This window comes from Spirosoma horti, assembly GCF_054776595.1.
On sequence record NZ_BAAHBQ010000002.1, the window covers coordinates 950,561 to 968,499 of the forward strand.

General features: G+C 54.2%; 12 protein-coding genes. 2 read left to right on the forward strand and 10 right to left on the reverse strand.

The features are described 5' to 3' along the window. Positions 1-66 precede the first annotated feature (66 nt). On the reverse strand, positions 67-3,051 hold the full coding sequence (locus ACYVAM_RS07880) for a sialate O-acetylesterase (RefSeq protein WP_461065622.1): 2,985 nt from the start codon (positions 3,049-3,051) through the stop codon (positions 67-69). Positions 3,052-3,415: 364 nt separating this feature from the next. Here ACYVAM_RS07880 and ACYVAM_RS07885 point away from each other — a divergent pair, with 364 nt between their 5' ends. Continuing rightward, a complete protein-coding gene (locus ACYVAM_RS07885) occupies positions 3,416-4,813 on the forward strand; it encodes a sulfatase family protein (RefSeq protein WP_461065624.1) in 1,398 nt (465 codons plus the stop codon). A 75-nt stretch (positions 4,814-4,888) separates the two neighbouring features. Here ACYVAM_RS07885 and aspS read toward each other — a convergent pair whose 3' ends face one another. From aspS to ACYVAM_RS07925, 8 genes are all read right to left on the reverse strand, one after another. Next, positions 4,889-6,658, reverse strand: coding sequence for an aspartate--tRNA ligase (gene aspS / locus ACYVAM_RS07890; protein WP_461065626.1), 1,770 nt, complete (start codon positions 6,656-6,658; stop codon positions 4,889-4,891). Between the two features lie 138 nt (positions 6,659-6,796). Beyond that, complete coding sequence (locus ACYVAM_RS07895; RefSeq protein WP_461065628.1) at positions 6,797-8,266, reverse strand: amidohydrolase; 1,470 nt, start codon at positions 8,264-8,266, stop codon at positions 6,797-6,799. Positions 8,267-8,491: 225 nt separating this feature from the next. Beyond that, a complete protein-coding gene (locus ACYVAM_RS07900; RefSeq protein WP_461065630.1) occupies positions 8,492-9,505 on the reverse strand; it encodes a glycosyltransferase family 9 protein in 1,014 nt (337 codons plus the stop codon). Positions 9,506-9,541: 36 nt separating this feature from the next. After that, positions 9,542-10,519 carry a glycosyltransferase family 2 protein gene (locus ACYVAM_RS07905; protein WP_461065632.1) on the reverse strand — a complete coding sequence of 326 codons (978 nt, stop codon included), beginning with the start codon at positions 10,517-10,519 and terminating at the stop codon, positions 9,542-9,544. Between the two features lie 3 nt (positions 10,520-10,522). Continuing rightward, positions 10,523-12,316 (reverse strand): carbamoyltransferase family protein, encoded by a 1,794-nt coding sequence (locus ACYVAM_RS07910; protein WP_461065634.1) that lies wholly within the window; start codon positions 12,314-12,316, stop codon positions 10,523-10,525. Positions 12,317-12,328: 12 nt separating this feature from the next. Further along, the gene (gene waaF, locus ACYVAM_RS07915; RefSeq protein WP_461065636.1) at positions 12,329-13,456 is read right to left on the reverse strand and encodes a lipopolysaccharide heptosyltransferase II; all 1,128 of its coding nucleotides are present in this window, start codon (positions 13,454-13,456) and stop codon (positions 12,329-12,331) included. Positions 13,457-13,553: 97 nt separating this feature from the next. Next, positions 13,554-14,117 carry a D-glycero-alpha-D-manno-heptose-1,7-bisphosphate 7-phosphatase gene (locus ACYVAM_RS07920; RefSeq protein WP_461065638.1) on the reverse strand — a complete coding sequence of 188 codons (564 nt, stop codon included), beginning with the start codon at positions 14,115-14,117 and terminating at the stop codon, positions 13,554-13,556. Then, entirely contained in the window at positions 14,114-15,421 is a 1,308-nt protein-coding gene (locus ACYVAM_RS07925) for a glycosyltransferase family 4 protein (RefSeq protein ID WP_461065640.1), read from the reverse strand. Before ACYVAM_RS07925 ends, ACYVAM_RS07920 begins: the two co-directional genes overlap by 4 nt. A gap of 244 nt (positions 15,422-15,665) precedes the next feature. On the opposite strand from ACYVAM_RS07925, the gene ACYVAM_RS07930 reads away from it, so the two are divergent. Then, positions 15,666-16,625 carry a glycosyltransferase gene (locus ACYVAM_RS07930; protein WP_461065642.1) on the forward strand — a complete coding sequence of 320 codons (960 nt, stop codon included), beginning with the start codon at positions 15,666-15,668 and terminating at the stop codon, positions 16,623-16,625. A 253-nt stretch (positions 16,626-16,878) separates the two neighbouring features. Here the strand turns inward: ACYVAM_RS07930 and ACYVAM_RS07935 are convergent, their stop codons facing one another. Continuing rightward, a complete protein-coding gene (locus ACYVAM_RS07935) occupies positions 16,879-17,904 on the reverse strand; it encodes a chemotaxis protein CheB (protein ID WP_461065644.1) in 1,026 nt (341 codons plus the stop codon). Positions 17,905-17,939 lie beyond the last annotated feature (35 nt).

Consider the following 17,939-nt stretch of genomic DNA (forward strand, 5'->3'; position numbering starts at 1 on the left):
AGAATGGCTGATAGTGTATCGGGTGTAACTCGTTTTCAAGCAATAATTGTGCCTTTGATTAAATGTTCACCTCATCCGCACACTCAGCGCAGCTTCATCGTCTTCGCCTTTGGTATACCCATTCCCCGGTGTCGAGTCGGGGTCGGTGGGGGAAGCGCTGAACACCTGAGAACGTACAGTTCCCAGACTTGGCACACGTGCATACAGGATCATGGTGGTAGAACTACCCGCTGGAATGGTGCCTACCGAGCCTGTCACAGTTTGTCCGTTAATCGTTAAACCTGTCGTTACAGTCAATTGCCAGCCTGTTGGGAGTAGTGTTTGTACGTTTACATTGGTGGCGTTCGCTCCCCCGAGATTACTAACGACCAGGCTCAGGCTAATCACCTGATTTGTACTGACAACTAAGTTGCTTGCGGCAATGGCTAAACTCAAATCGGCCTTATTTGCATCCGTAGGCGGTTGATTGGGGCGAGTAGGAGGCAGAGGAGCCTGGTTAGGGTTAGCCGATGCGACGACAGGACCACTGGCACCGGGTGTGCGCAAATCGACAGTGGCTACGTCATCCTGCCCGTCACCAGTTCCGGAATTGGGCTGGCTGTCGGGGTCTCGCTGGGCACTGGCCGTTATTTGGGCCGCTGTGGCAAAGGTCCCCTGCTGGCTGGGTTTAACCCGAAAAACAAATGGCTTACTGACCCCATTCGGTACGGTCCCTGCATTGATGGACACGGTGTTGGCTGATGCGCTCGTGGCCGTCGATGTGGCGTCGATAAAGTCCATTCCCGTGGGCAGTAAACTTTGGGCTCTTACATTCGAGGCATCGGCCGGGCCGCTATTTGTGATCACCAGCGTAATGGTAACGGGCTGGCTGGGCTTGGGAGTTCGGCTACTGACACTCATACTCATGGAGAGATCAGCTCCTCCGGGGCAAATGGATAACGATTGGCTGGGCGCGCTGGCCACATTGGGGTTACTCCCCACAACCCGAATGCGGTAGTTGGTTCCGGCCGGTAATGAAGGCGACAAGGTGGCCGTAATGGGGCTGGTTGTACTACTGCCAATGGTCGTTTCGTTGGCAAACGAACCGCTGGCGTCAGATAGCCGGACACTGAATACGTTGCCGCTGTTCATGACGCTATCCGTTACATCGACCGCCACATTGAACGAGCCACTAAGACAGGATGAGTTTAGCGAACTGGCAATGGTTAGAACGGGTGGAATGGCGCCAATGGGCTCCATGGTATAATAGAGGATCTGGCGGCCGTCGAGTAGTTCCATTTCGAACGATATGCCCTGACCCGTGTCTCCCTGCCGACGAACGGAAAACCGGTATCTCCCCGGAACTACACCCGATACACCAGCCTGCGGAGCTGGATAATTCTGGATGTAGTTGAAATCACTGAACGCATCGAAGTCCGGTGCCTGCGAACTGGGTGGAACAACAAGCCAGTTGGAATTAATAGTGGCATTACTGCCAAGACTCTCCAGTTTAACTTCTACAGGCGCTGTTGCCTGAATCAGCCCCCAAAACGTGGTGGCCCCTTTCTCATACCGGTAACCAAAACGACGGATGATGGAATCGGCCGTACCAACAACAATCGGTTGCCGGTATACAGGGAAGGCAATACTGGGGCTTGCATCCTGCTGTACGTTGAACGGTTCGCCTAGCGTACCCAGAACAACCGGACGGGTTGAGCGGGTTCGTAGCCGGTACTGCCCATTCGGTAGGGTGAAGGGTAAGGTCACCATAATGGGGTTATCGGTGCTTGGGTCCGATTCAAAAACCGTCGCCCCGTCGCTGACTCTGACGATTTGGGCAATGTACTTATTGTCCGACTCGTGCGGATCACTGCGTAGAGAGGCAGCCGCTATGATTTCACCCGGTCGGCGGGTAAGGGGTAATGTGTAGCCGCTGGTTATCTGCGCGGCCGAATCCGTTGGCATGAAAGGTACCGAATTCTGAAAGAAAGAAGCGGTCAGGCTGGCATCCCAGGCTTCGGTGAATCGGATGCGGCCATTCCCCTGAAAGTGAATATTGTCGGGACGATTATCCGTCCCAATGATATTGTCGGTAGCGGGTCCCGCAAATACATTGGCAACATTATTGATCAGCTGATTCTGGGCGTTGATCACCTGCGGATTTGTTTGCCCCAGTATATAACTTGCCCGTGAAATAACCCAGGCCAGCGGCTTCGAACCAACCTGCTGCCGACTTTTCTCGATTACGTATTTAATGTTGTCGAAATACGTTTGGGTAGACGAGTTAATATCACTCTCACCCTGATGCCATAGAACGGCGCGTGCTCCCGTTCGGGCAATGTAGTGGAGCAAAACAGCACCTAATCGGCGATAAACAGCCGGGTTTGGCGTTGTGCCGATGTTTCCCGCAGCCGACTGTCTCCATTCTGTACTACTGGTGCCGCCAAGAGCAGCGCCTATGAACAAGACCGGAACGTTGAGCCGTTGCACAAGTTTATCACCCAGCAGGCCATACATGTGGGGCGGCTGACTCGGGCCCATGTTGGAGCCATAATTAATATGGCTGAATTGAAGTGGCAAGAGTTGTTCGCTCAGGCTATCCTGTCTGAAATCAACACACATAACCCGATCTTCGGCAGCGACCAGCCCCCGCTCAATGCCACCAAATGCGTTTGATTGACCTGCAATGACAAATACTTCGCCAACGCCCACCCGGTTGACCTTGGTCTGAGAAAGAATCGTCGTGCCGGCTTTGGAACGGACGTCCAGCCGATACCAGCCCGCCGAAACGGTCACTTTTCCACGAAAAGCTTTCGAACCTGTCAGGAAGTTCAGGGGAGTCCAGGCCGTAACGGAGCCCTGACCAGAGGCTAAGGGGACGAAACGGGCTTCGACCGTTGTTGCCGTTGGTGAAGCCATGCCCGTTACTGTTACTATGGCTTCATTCGCTAAATTGCGCTGGAATACCATTCGGGGAACAGGACTTGTAATGCTGAGTTGAGCAAACAAAGGCACCGAAAAAAAATGGCACAACAGCCCCCATACCGCCACCCATCGGAGAAATACGGTCATGAATATTGATATTAATAGTTGAATAAAGCAATACCGCTATATGCAATTATTGTGCCCTATATTGTTACTATTAGGATTAAATTTCTTGAAATAGTTTTTTGTAAAGCTTATGTGGTAACAAGTAGTAAATCGAAATGTCGAATGCTATTTCGCAACTAGTTAATAATCAGTATTGTATATGAATTTTAATATAAAATATACTTGTAGGTTTTTTGTATATAAATATATACTTATTAGTGTCTATGGCCTCTTTTTTAATCTGCACTCTGTTTGGGCCTTATCCGGAGGCCCTCTAAAGGATAAACTCAGTAAAAATTCTGCTGGAGCTATACGCCTACAAGCTGACCCGCGTCCGAATATTGTCTTGATCGTATCCGACGATCATGGCCGTGAAGCGCTTGGTTGTTATGGAGATCTGGTTGGTAACCGGCCAACGGTTCGAACGCCCCATATCGACCAACTGGCAGCCGATGGTGTTCGCTTCGCCAATGCGTTCTGTACAACGGCCAGTTGCAGCCCCAGTCGATCTGTCCTGCTGACGGGTGTCCATAATCATGCCAACGGGATGTATGGGCTGGAGCATCAGGAGCATCATTTCAGTTCATTTGATACCGTCCGTTCGTTGCCCGTTTTGCTCGAACAGGCAGGCTATCGTACCGCCCGAATCGGGAAGTTACACGTGGCCCCCGAGCGGGTTTATCATTTTCAGCAGATACTGAAGGGTGGTGGAGTTAACGACCCGGCGTCTATTGGGCGCAGTCCGGTAGAAATGGCCCGGCTTTGTTACTCCTTTCTGGATACCAACTCCACACAGGTGGACAAACCAGATCGGCCATTTTTTCTTTATTTTGCCACCGATGATCCGCATCGGAGCAATACGGTAGCGGCTGATGGCTCTCCTATTTTTGATGGGTCGAAACCGAATCTGTTTGGGAATCGCCCTGGTGGATACCCGCAGGTCGGCGATCATTTTTACCAGCCGCGCGAGGTTCGGGTGCCTCCCTATCTGCCCGATACAAAAGCGTGCCGGGCCGAACTGGCGCAGTATTATGAGTCGATCAGCCGCCTTGATGCGGGCGTCGGTCGCCTGATCGACTACCTGAAAGACACGGGCCAGTATGACAACACACTGATCGTTTACCTGTCCGACAATGGCGCGCCGTTTCCGGGCGCAAAAACAACCTTATACGAACCGGGTATGCGGTTACCGTGCATTATAAAACTGCCCAAGCCGAAGAAGCGCGGATTTATACAGAATGCCCTGATTTCCTGGGTCGACATAACGCCTACGCTTCTCGACTTTGCCGGTGCCTGGACCGGTGGGCTGGGAAAACAGGGGCGGTCGTTCAAGGAAATTGTCGAGCAGGAGAACGTTTCGGGCTGGGATGAGGTCTATGCGTCTCATTCCCTGCACGAAATAACGATGTATTACCCCATGCGGGTAGTCCGCGAACGTCGCTATAAGCTGATTGTTAATTTGGCGCATCAGCTTCCATACCCGATGGCGCTCGATTTATACAACTCCTTTACGTGGCAGGACATCCTGCGGACGAAGCAGAAACTATTCGGAAAACGAACGGTGGCCGCTTATTTACAACGGCCACCGATTGAATTATACGATCTTCAGACAGACCCTGATGAGGTGAAGAATCTGGCGACAAATCCTCGCTATCAGCCTGTATTGATTCGACTACAGGCCAAACTGAAGCACTTCCAGCAACAGACCCGCGACCCATGGCTAGATAAAGGAACCCGTGAGTAATGGCGTGTTGCAATCAGCGATCCCTGAATGTATAGTAAGAAGTAAACAAGGTTAACCCTGTTTACACTCGACTCTTTATTTCGCTACGGTTGCGATTTTTAGTTCGTTTAGTTGGGCCTGCGAGATGGGCGAGGGCGAATCGATCATAACATCGCGACCCGAGTTGTTTTTTGGGAAAGCAATGAAATCGCGAATCGAGTCGGCACCGCCGAAGAGCGAACACAAACGGTCGAAACCGAAAGCAATTCCGCCGTGGGGTGGTGCACCAAACTCGAAGGCATCCATCAGGAACCCAAACTGGGCTTTCGCTTCTTCGTCGGAGAAGCCCAAAATGCTGAACATGCGCGCCTGCAAGTCGCGGTTGAAGATCCGGATCGAACCACCGCCTACTTCCGTTCCGTTGATGACCAGGTCATAGGCATTGGCCCGAACAGCGCCCAGATCAGTATCCAGCAAGGGAATGTCTTCGGGTTTGGGCGAGGTAAACGGGTGGTGCATGGCAAACCAGCGCTGCTCTTCTTCGCCGTATTCCAGCAAGGGGAAATCAAGCACCCATAACGTGCTGAATACGTTGGGATCACGGAGGCCCAGACGGCTTCCCATTTCCAGACGCAATTCACTCAGTTGTTTACGGGCTTTTGCACAATCGCCCGAAATGATCAGCATCAAGTCGCCGGGTTTGGCGCCAAAGTGAGCGGCCCAGCCTTTCAGATCCGCTTCGGAATAAAATTTGTCGACGGATGACTTTAATGTTCCATCTTCATTGTAACGAACATAAATCAGGCCTTTGGCCCCAATTTGCGGCCGTTTGATCCAGTCGGTCAGTTCGTCGAGTTGTTTACGGGTATAGTGAGCGCAGCCGGGTACGTTGATGCCGACGACTAATTCGGCCGAATCGAACACGCCAAATCCTTTTCCCGATGTCATATCGACCGTATCGAAGGTGCCTTTGAGCTCCACAAACTCCATCCCAAACCGAGTATCGGGTTTGTCGGAACCATAAAACTTCATGGCATCGGCATAGGTCATGCGGGGCACAGTGGCCATATCAATGCCTTTAACGGCTTTGAACAGGTGCCGGACCAGCCCTTCAAACATATTCAGGATATCTTCCTGCTCCACAAACGACATTTCGCAGTCGATCTGGGTAAACTCCGGCTGACGGTCGGCACGGAGATCTTCGTCACGAAAGCACTTGACAATCTGGTAATACCGGTCAAAACCCGATACCATCAGCAGTTGCTTAAACGTTTGGGGCGACTGGGGAAGGGCATAAAACTCGCCCGGATTCATCCGGCTGGGCACCACAAAATCCCGTGCCCCTTCCGGCGTCGATTTGATCAGGACCGGCGTTTCAACCTCAATGAAGTTCTGCCCATCCATGTATACCCGGGTTTGCTGGGCCATGCGGTGGCGCAATTCCAGGCTCCGGCGAACGGGATTCCGGCGTAAATCCAGGTATCGGTATTTCATCCGGAGGTCATCGCCCCCGTCGGTTTCATCTTCAATCAGGAAAGGCGGTAGCTTGGCGGGATTCAGTACCTCCAGCGACGTTACTTTCAATTCAATATCACCCGTTGGAATATTGGGGTTCTTCGATTTGCGTTCGATAACCGTCCCGGTCGCTTTCACGACAAATTCGCGGCCGAGCGAACGGGCCGTGGTGAATAATTCAGGCGCGGTTTGCCCGTCTTCGAGCAACAGTTGGGTGATGCCGTAGCGGTCGCGGAGGTCAATCCATAAAACACCGCCTTTGTCGCGGATTGTCTGAACCCAGCCGCAAAGGGTGGCTGTCGTGTTATCGTCGGTAAGGCGGAGTTCTCCGCAGGTGTGCGTCCGAAGCATGTTTGGTAATAAGCGAAAGAGTGAAAGAGCGAAAGAGCAAAGAGTCACGATGGTAACGATTCCATCTATTCACTCTTTTGTTCTTTCACTCTTTAAATTCTGCCGCAAAGGTACAGACTTCGACCGCACCGGGCAAGGCTATTTCCGGTAATCCAGGGCTGGTTTTCTGTCGCCGAGCAGAGCCTCGTATTTAAAATTGGCTCCGCGCTTCTGCAGCCACTCGGCACGGGCTTTCTCGATGAGGGCCGGAGACTTGTATAAATCCAGGGCAGTAAGGGCCAGGGTTTTGGCCGCTACGATCATGCCTTTCTGACCAATGCTCATGCCACTGGCCGCCGTCGACTGCCAGCTATGGGCCGATGAGCCCGGCACCCAGGTCGCCGTTTGTAGCCCAACCGTTGGGACCGTCCAGCTAACATCGCCAACGTCGGTAGAGCCGCCACTGGTCGCGCTTTCGGACGCATCGCGGAAATCTTTGACCAGCGCTGCGTTCGTTACGGGTACTTTCTGTTCGCCAAACGTCTCACTGATTTTTTCGGCAAAGGCCGTTTCTTCGGGTGTATAGGTGACACCACCCACCGTTTTCAGGTTCTGGTGCATCACTTCGGCCAGGGTTACGTTGGGAAGCAGATTAAACACGCCCCCGAGTACTTCCCATTCTACTTTGGTACCGGTTCCTTTTGCCGCTCCTTCGGCTGCGTTCTCAATTCGTTTCCAGACACTTTGCAGAATGTCCCGATCTTTATGCCGGGCGTAATAATAGACCTCGGCGAAAGCCGGAACCACGTTTGGCGCGTCGCCCCCTTTCGTAATCACGTAGTGAATGCGGGTATCCTGCGGGATGTGTTCGCGCATCATGTTCACCATGTAATCCATGGCCTCAACGCCATCCAGCGCCGACCGGCCCCGTTCGGGCGAAGCAGCCGCGTGGGCGGCAATCCCCCGAAAACGAAACTTGGCGTTTTTATTCGCCAGCGACGTGCCCGCATCGGCGGCATTCTGCGAGCCGGGATGCCAGTGTAAAACGACGTCGACATCGTTGAATAAGCCTTCACGCACCATGTATACTTTACCCGAGCCACCTTCTTCGGCGGGGCACCCATAAATTTTGATCGTTCCCGAATGGCCCGATGATTTGAGCCAATTTTTTACTTCTACGGCAGCCGCCATCGAAGCCGTCCCGAACAGGTTATGGCCGCAGCCATGTCCTCCGCGCTGGCCCTGTATGGGCGTGAAATCGGGTTTAGCCTCCGTTGCGAGTCCGGGCAGGGCGTCGTATTCACCCAGGATACCAATGACGGGTTTGCCCGAACCATAGGTCGCCACAAAAGCCGTTGGAATACCCGCTACACCCGTTTTTACCTCGAAACCTTCCTTTACTAGTTGTTCTTCGAGAAGTTTGGCGCTTTTTTCTTCCATATAACCCAGCTCAGCGAAGTCCCAGATTTGCTTCGAGATACCGGCAAATTCGGGCGACCGTTTGTCCAGATCGGCCAGGATCGCCTGCTTGTCTTTGTCGACTGTAGCGGTCGCTGCTTTTTTGGGCTTGGGTTGGGCAAAGGCCAGCATGGGCAGCAACAGGGCTACGGTAAGAAGTTGTGTTCTCATGAAGTTAGTTGTATTCGGACAATAGAGATTAATGATCCATAAAATTAGGATAAAAAGACCAGCGCGTCAATTTGATAAGGAGATTGTTAGTAGAGCCCAAATAAAAAATGGTTTCATGTTATATTGGCTCTGGAATAGGATATGCCACAGAGATGCAGAGAGGATAAAAAGATTCTTGGAGATTTAATGTTTTTTTTCTCTGTGCATCTCTGGGTTACGACCTTTTTATTTTGTCAGTAACGTTAGGGCTTCAGCTATTACTGACTGAGGTCCCTGGGCGTCTTCTTCCCGGATAATCCGATGGCGGCTGGTGTCGAGTGGCCCCCATTCGGCAGGGCTGGCGGAGGTGAACAGGACAACACTGGGTGTGTGACAGGCCGTTGCCAGATGGGCCACGCCCGTGTCATTGCTAACGAGCAGGGCCGAAAAATGCAGAACCGCGCCTAAGGTGCTGAGGTTGGTTTGCCCGGCCAGCGAGAGAGCCGGGTGCTTCATTCGTTCCTGGACTTCCTCATGAATGGGGTTCTCGGCGGCCGTTCCGGTCAGGATAATAGTATACCCTTTCTCGGCGAGGGCATCCCCGACTTCGGCAAAGCGATGAGCAGGCCAGCGCCTGCCCGAAATGCCGCCGGGGTGCAGACAAACGTAGTGGCCGGGCGTTACCTGTAAATTTGTAAGGAGGGCGAGCACCTGTTGTGTTGCCGCGTCACCGGGGTCAAATTCTAATTCGTCGCCTTGTGGTTTGATTCCTAAAAAAGCCATCAGTCCCACGTGGCGAAGCACTTCATGACTGGTGATGGGGTAGGGCTGAAACAGGCCGGTTTGGGCTGCCCAGGCTTCTGAGGGTACATCGGTTGGGTAATAGCCTGCTAACACCCTGGCATTGATGAGGCTTACCATGGCGTTGACCAGCGTTCCATTGCCCTGCATTTGCAGCACCACATCCCACTGACGGGCCTGCATCTGTTGTAAAAACTCTATCGTCCGAACGGGATCGACGGGTTGTTCGGGTAAACCAGGCCAGCCGGGGAACGTGATGAACTCATCAATGTAGTGTGGATAGCTGGCAACGAATTCCTGCGCCCAGGGTAAGCCAATCAGGGCAATTTGAGCTTCCGGGAAGGCCATTCGCAATGCCCTGAAAGCAGGTACGGCACATAAAAGATCACCGAGTTTGATGGCCCGGAAAATGGCTATTTTTTTAGGTGTATACCCTAGCGCGCTGGTCAGTTTATCCATGTTGGTGAGTCGGTGGCGTGTTGTTAATCAAAGGTTTTACAAGTACCAGACCCGATACGAAAAGGCACCATATAGCCGCCAGTATACTGACAGAAATGGGCTCAGCAGGCTGGTTAAAAAAGCCGGTTTTATAGTTGTCCAGCGGAGCCGCTGGTCGGCTAACCGTTCACTCATTAAGGCCAGCGTGAGCAACAGCCAAAGGTAAAAACAAATAATAGTCAGCGGCCTATTGTCCGTAGCCAGCGCCAGCAGCCCAATGAAAAAAGCCAGTACGGTGATGTAATACCGGACAACCAGCCATTTATAAGCCGGGATGCGCTCCCGGAACAACGCCGGATGCTTTTTGTAAAGAAGGGCATCGTAGCGGTTCTTCCGTTCGTCGCGGAGGGTAGCATACCAGAGGGCTGGCCGGAGTGGGTGCACAATAATCGCTTCGGGGCAGACCAGGATCGGGATGCGCGCCTGTAAAATCTTAAAGTGCAGATCACTGTCTTCGCGCCAGGCGATGTCAAACCGCTCATCGAAACCACCCACTTGCTCCAGCACCGCCCGTCGACAAAACAGGTTTGCCGTTACGAATTCGGCGGTTTCGAGCAGGGCCGTTGTTTTGTCGTGGTGCGTGGGCTGTTCGGGCATCGGCATGCGCACACGCCCGGTGATGACCTGCGCTCCCCGGCCAAATTGCGCCATTGCCGTACTGAGCCAGGCGGGTTGGGGTAGGCAGTCGTCGTCGGTAAAGGCGATGTAGGGCGTGCGAGCCGACCGCCACCCGGCGTTTCGGGCGGCTGCCGGTCCCCGACGCTGTGTCTGACCAAGATACCGGATCGAAAGGCCGGTTTGCCGGGCTACATCCTGGCTTGCCTGGGCCACCGCTGGTTCATTGCCATCGTCGACCACGAGCACCTCAAACTGATCGGTCGGCAGTTGCTGGTTGGCAAGGGCTTCCAGACAGGTTCGCAGCAGGGCGGGTCGCTGGTAGGTAGGAATGACCACGGTGACTACCGGTTTTTCCATCGTTTACTGGGCGTCAGCGGTGATGCTTTCCGGCTGGGTTAAGGTCGTGTATGTATTTTTTGCGCCATCGCTGTTTTTCTCCAGCATAAACGAGCCGATCACCAGCGCATCGAGGGGCGATGTCCAGAACGATTCGACCGCATCGCGGGGCGTACAAACAACGGGTTCGCCCCGGGTGTTGAAAGACGTGTTTACCAGAACCGGCACACCCGTTTGTTCGGCAAAGGCCTTGATCAGGTCATAATAGGGCTTGTTCTGCTGCTCATTCACCGTCTGGATTCGGGCGGTTCCGTCGGTATGCGTAACGGCCGGAATCGTACTGACCATGTTGGGTCGTACGTCGTTGACGAACAGCATAAAGGGCGACTGCCGGGCATTTAGGAAATAGGTGTCGGCGGCTTCTTCCAGCACGGCCGGGGCAACGGGCCGGAAATCTTCCCGGTCTTTCAGGTCGTTCAGTCGGGCCTGCATCTCGGCCGGGAACGGAGGGGCCAGGATAGACCGGGCACCCAGGGCGCGCGGTCCAAACTCCATGCCCTGCTGAAACCAGCCAATAATATGTCCCGATGCCAGGTAGGCGGCTACTTCCTGAGATACATCGGTCAGGCGCCGATAGGGGAGCTTCGACCAGCGCAGGAACGCTTCGATATCGTCGTCGCTGAACTGCGGACCCAGGTAGGCGTGGTGCATCTGGTAGCGACGTTCGTTGCGGTCACCGGTCTGGCGTTGCTGGGCGTCTATCCACATGGCGGCTCCTAAAGCCGTACCGGCGTCACCAGCGGCTGGCTGCACCCAGATGTTTTTAAACGGTCCTCTGTCGCGGAGTCGGGCATTCATGACGCAGTTGAGCGCCACGCCACCCGCCAGACAAACGGAATCGACCTGCGTTTTTTCGTGGAGCCACGTGAGCAACGTAAGGACGGTTTCTTCCAGAACGGCCTGTACCGAATGGGCCAGATCGAAGTGGCGCTGCTCTAGTGGGCCACCGCGCTGGCGGGCCGGGCCGAAGGTTTCATCCAGCTGAAGCGGAGCAATCGTGTACTGACCACCTTCCCCAACCTGAATAAGTTGCCGGAACTGATCGACATAAACGGGTTGACCATACGACGCTACGGCCATGACCTTATACTCATCCGACGAGTGCAGAAAGCCCAGATAGGTAGTTAGTTCTTCATAGAGCAGGCCTAGTGAATGCGGCAGTTTTACCTCATCCAGCAAGGTCATCTGATTGCCTTCACCCAGCCAGTAGCTCGTTGTGGCCACTTCGCCCCGGCCGTCGAGCACCAGAACGGCGGCCCGTTCGTAGGGGCTGGGCAGAAATGCACTGGCTGCGTGGGCGAGGTGGTGATTCACAAAGTGCCATTGGTAAGGCCCCTGGGCCGTAGCCCCCCTGAACCGGTCGGCCAGGTGCAGCGGAACGCCATCGACCAAATGGCCGGGCGCGTTGAGAATGGACGATAGAAAAAGGCCGTCATACGGATTTTGCCAGCCATTCAGGGAGGAAACGCCCGGCCGGAGCGGAATTTCCACGGTATTTTTGTCCTCATGATCACCGATGACCAGGCCTGGGTCGAAGGAGTACGCAATATGATCGACGTCAGTCAGATTGATACCGGCTGTTTTTAAGCAAAAGTCGATGGCGTTGTACGGAAGTTCGTAGGTAGAAAAAGGGATGGGGCGTTTGCCGTGTTTGATATGCGTAAAGCGCTCCTCTTCGGCGGCTGCCAGTACGATGCCGTCTTTGACAAGGGTGGCGGCCGGGTCGTGGAAAGCCGCGTTGATTCCTAAAGTGTACATACGTTGTGTGTGTTAAGCAATGGGTTGCCATTCGGCCATGAGTTCCGTTACGGCCTGAACGATAGCCTCCGGAGATGCTTCCGTTCCGGGAGACGCTGGAAACTGTTGTAAAAGGGTATTTTTTGAGCGTAAGCTGGCCGGTACATCGAAATACAAAACCCGGTTGGGCACCAGCCAGGGTGTGTGCTGAGGATTTGTTTTGGCATACAGCACCACCACGGGCGTTCCGACAGCAGCCGCAATATGCACCGGGCCCGTATTGTTGGCGACGAGCAGCGGAGCTTCGGCAATGACGCCCGCCAACTGGCCGATAGTGAGCTGGCCCGCCAGATCGAGTACCTGTCCGGTTAGCTGATGTTGAATCGCTTTGGTAAGTACCTGTTCGTCTTTTGTACCGGTCAATACGACCTGATAATCGAAATCCTGTATAAGCCGGGCTATGGCCTCGGCAAACGTCTCGGCCGGGTAGCGCCGTTTCGCTTCACTGACGCCCGGATGCAACACCAGCCAGGGGCGGTGCAAATCGAGTCCGGCGGCTGTCAGTTGCTGGTGAGCCTGTTGCCGGTCGATCATCGGCACCCGAAATGACAGGCGCTGGTCATCGGTGTAGCAACCGATTCGCTGTACCAGCTCCAGTTGCCGAATAACTTCATGGCGCGTCGCGACCAGCACTTCAGGATCGGGCACCCAGTCGGTCATGAGCTGGTACGGATTCTCGCGACAATACCCCAGCACCCGGGGAATGCCAGCCATATAGCATAGCATGGCCGCTGGCAATGGGCTCTGGCTTTGCACCGTGAAAATAATGGCTTCATCAAACGAGTGCTGACGCAACTGAGTCGCCAGTTCCGCAATCCGTTGCGGCTGGTTGTTTTTCCCCGCTACCCATGGCACATCGAACGAAATAACGTCATCCACATCGGGGATAAATTCGGCAACGGCTGCGCCCACGGGCGAGGTCAATAAGGTCAGGTGGCAGTTGGGCCAGGTCGTTTTGATCGCCCGAAAAGCCGGGCTTGTCATCAACACATCGCCCAAATTATCCAGCCTGATACAGACTATCCGCAGGCCATCTTTCCAGAAATCCATATCGTTACTGTTGGCGTTTTCGTCCGGGCCAAGCTCCGGCTTGGCCTTCATCACGTATTCACTTACTTATGACATTATAGCGGTCAGGTTAGGGCTATAAGCATAACACCGGCCAAGCCAGAGCTTGGCCCGGACAGTTTAGGGAAGGCTAGCCGGTTGTTTCCTTCAACATATACTCCGTGGCTTCGTCAAGCGTAGTGGCTGTGGCTGTTGGCTGTCGATGGCTATTCATCAACCACTCCGTTTCGTTGCCCCGGTCGATCAGTATTGTCCGGCAACCCGCCCGGTTGCCGGCCGCAACATCGTTCAGAATATCGCCCACCATCCACGACTGGCTCAGGTCTATCTGGTGGTCCAGTGCCGCCCGTATCAGCAGACCCGGTTCGGGCTTCCGGCAGGTGCACCGCTCCGCATAGGGGTGTACGGAACCGTTGGGGTCATGTGGGCAATAGTAGAAGCCATCGGGCTCCGCTCCGTATTGGCCCAGCAGTTGGGTGAGCCGTTCCCAAACTGCTGTCAGTTCCTTTTCGGTAAAGTGCCCCCGAGCTACGCCCGACTGATTGGAGATAACGATCAACTTGTAGCCAGCCGTTTTCAGCCGGAACAGGCTAGGGCCTGCATCCGGATAAAGGGTGATTCTGGCGGGGTCGACATTATACGGTATATCCGGAATCAGAGTGCCATCTTTATCCCAGAAAACAGCCTTGTTCACGGCATTCCCGGCATCTGAAGTGATGATGCCGGATGATCCGCTGTCCGCAGCCGGATACTTTTTCGGGTACGCCCATTGGTGATCAGGTCATACAGGTCGGCTGTTTGCTGCGCCACCCGCGCCCAGGTGTACCCTTCTTTTACGTGCTGGATGGCCTGTTGGCTGTAGCGCTGGCGAAGCGTTTTATTCGTGATCAACACCGCCAGTTTCTCGGCCAATGCCGATGAATCATTTGGCGGCACCAGGAAACCCGTTTTGTTGATCAGAACGGTGTGTTTAATTCCCCCAACGGCGGCCCCGATTACGGGTGTGCCGCAGGCCATAGCCTCCAGGGGTGTAATGCCAAACGGTTCATACCAGGGCGTGGTTACGAATACATCGGCCGCACTGTAATAATGTCGAAGTTCGTCCCGGTTGCGGCTTCCGGTGAAGGTAACCAGATGAGCAACGCCCAACTCAGTTGCCAATTGCTGGAGCCGCCCGATTTCGGGTGTGAGGGCCGGGTCTGGATTCCGGGAGTCACCGCCTACAACCAGAAGCCTTGCTGCGATACCGTGCCGTTGCAAAAGAAGCGATACCGCCCGGATGACATTGTCGATACCTTTGCGGGGAACCATCCGGCCCAATTGCAGCAGCAGGGGCTCTTCGACGTTGAGATTCAGGGTTTGGCGAGCCAGCTCCTGCCTGATCGGGAAGAAATCCTGCGGGTTGTACCCGTTCGGAATAATCGTAATTTTTTTGGCATCGGCTCCGTAAAGTTTTAGTAGATCATCGCTATCCTGCGGACAAAGCGCCACAATGCCATCGGCTTCCTGCATAATTCGCTGTTCAAGCCGCGTTCGTTCGATGGGGAAACCGTCGCTGCTGCCCTGGCATAACCGCCGAACCAGCCCCAGCGCATGAAACGTGATGACAAATGGAATCCGATATTCCCGTTTGAGCTGCATGGCGACCAGTCCCGACATGAAAAAGTGCGCGTGAATAACCGAATAGGTAAGCGCCTGCTTCTGAATAAAGCGGCTCATGTTCCGGGCAAACTCATCCATGTGCGGGAGCAGGTCTTCCTTGGGCAAACACTGCTGTGCCCCGGCCGTGATGTGGATGACGCGTACGCGGGGGTGCCAGTAGACAATTTCAGGCTCCGTTGGCGAACAGCACCGGGTAAATACATCGACGGCAAACCCCAGCCTGGCTAACTCTTTTGCCAGCTCGGCCACAGCAATGTTCTGTCCGCCCGCGTCGACGCCACCAATGGTTGCCAGTGGAGACGCGTGTTCGGAAATAAGCGCTAGCCTTTTGTTCATAGCCTATTCGCGGTTTTGTGTTGAGTAGAATTGTCCATAGTATAGGGCTTAACTACACCTCACAGGTCACAGTTAGTCTCCAGCCGTATGACGAAGCGTTTATGTTCAAATAGTGAGGTAGCGGACGCTGATCAAAAAAAGGCGGGTGAAACGGATTCCGCCAGAAACAGTTGGCTGGCCCGTGCGGTTAGGCACCTCGATATAAAGGGGCTAACCGGTTCCTGAACTGATTAATTTACCTTCAATGAGACGATTGAATATCCTGATCTGGCACATTCACGGGGCCTATTTGACGGCCATTACCCAGACTGAACACAACTGGTATCTGCCCACAAAACCCGGCGCGCCTGAAGGCTACAGCGGCCGGGGCAACGGCTCGACCATGCCCGACTATGTTCGGGAAGTACCGGCCGACGCCGTACGTAATCTCGATCTGGACCTGATTATTTGCCAGACTCCTCAGAATTACCTGACCGATCGATTCGAAATTCTGTCGCTGGCTCAGCGACAGCTGCCGACTATTTACCTCGAACACAATACGCCCGAGCCGCATCCCACCGACTCGCGGCATCCGGCCGCCGATGATCCGGCTGTGGTGCTGGTTCATGTAACCAACTACAATCGCCTGATGTGGGATAATGGCCAGACCCCCACGCGGGTAATCAACCATAGTGTGGCTATAGACCCCACTGTTCGTTATACCGGTCGGCATCAGCAGGGGATTGTGGTCGTCAACGAGTTGCAACGGCGGGGGCGCATGGCGGGCTTTGATCTGTACGAGCAGTTTCGGCAGCGGCTTCCCCTAACGGTGGTCGGCATGAAATCGGCCGAGATCGGGGGGATTGGTGAAATTCACTATTCCCGGCTGCACCAGATGGTGGCCGAGTACCGGTTTTTGTTCAGCCCGATGCGTTACAGCAGTTTGCCCCTGGCGGTTATTGAAGCGATGACGATCGGGATGCCCATTGTAGCCCTGGCCACCACCGAATTGCCCAGGGTTATTCTGAACGGCGTTCATGGCTTTGTCTCGACGGATCCCGACGAACTGATGGACGCCATGCAGCTTTTGCTAGACAGTCCCGCCGAAGCCCGGCGCATGGGCGACAATGCCCGTGAGCTGGCGTTGCGGGATTTCGGGCTAGCCCGGTTTGTGAAGGATTGGAATGCGGTTTTTGCTGAGTTAACCCAGACCGTAATGGGCTAGCCTTTAGGTTGTCTTCCTGAGACGGTGCGGCCATCCTAGTTGTGGCGATAGCCTGATTGGTTTGGCGTACGTAAGCGACGAATCGACCCTCTATCAGCCCACCGCTTTAGCGGTGGGCTTGCACAAATACCCATGTTTCAACCGGGGATAATGAAAAAAATATAGTGAGAATAAAAAGATCGGCGTTTATCTGGTACGAATCAATTAGGCTAACCAAGCTCAAAAAGTGAGGAAACGGGTTCCTGTCAGGTTATTACCGCGTTACCAGGCCGGGTTTTTGGAGGAACGTATCCTGCTGAAAAATGAACTGATGCAGCCTCTGGGCCCGTTCCCGGTTTTCAGTAGCCTTGTTGAAGAACCGTTCGGCCATTTGTTCATCACCACCCTGGGCCGACGCTTTACCCGATTCTTCGAGCAGTAGGATCGATTCCTCAATGGCCCGTACCGACTTCCATAGGTTATCTTCAATGGATTTGTCCACTTCGGCCAGCAACGACCCTGCCGTGTAGGTATGGCCCGTATGGCACCGGTAACGGATCAGTTTGCCTTCGTTAAACTGAACGAGCACACCGCTGCACTCCGGACAGGTAAGAGGTGATAGTTTACCAATATCGAATAGTCCCATCTCAAAGGCATTTTTTTGAGCCGCAATGCTAATTTCCGTTTGCAGTCTGGTGTCCTCTTCTTCAGAGAGTTCGGGGGTTTCCGGAGCGTACTCCGTCGTGACCTGGCAAAGCAGGTTTCCCAGTTCGGTTAGCGGAGCCACATAATCAGCATCAACGTATTCGAGCACACTAGCGGGCATGCTGGGAAACTTGGCGTCGTCGGGTGCCTGAACGATGCCAAGGCCCCCTAATCGCTTGATGGACCACATACCCGAGGTGCCATCGTCGAGCAGACCGGTTAACACAACGCCCACCACCCTCGACCCGAAGGTGTAGGCCGCCGAGCGGAATAGCGCATCGATGGACGGGCGGAATCGGTTTTCTTTCGGGCCTTTTTTCACCAGCACCCGGTCTTTCTCAACCAGCAGGTGGTGGTCGGGCGGGGCCAGATAGATGTAGCCTACCTGAATGGGGTCGCCATCCTTAGGGTGTATTGCTTTAAGCGGACCGGCATGGTTTAGAATTTCCGGCAGCAAACTGGTTGCATAAGGAGCTATATGTTGTACGATAAAAATGGGTGCCTTGAAGTCGGCTGGCAATGAAGTAACTAACTCTTTGAGGGCCAGCACACCTCCGGCCGATGAGCCGATGACAACTATATCCCGTTTTGCCATTTTTTTTGTGATTCAGTACCTACTAACTACTCGGT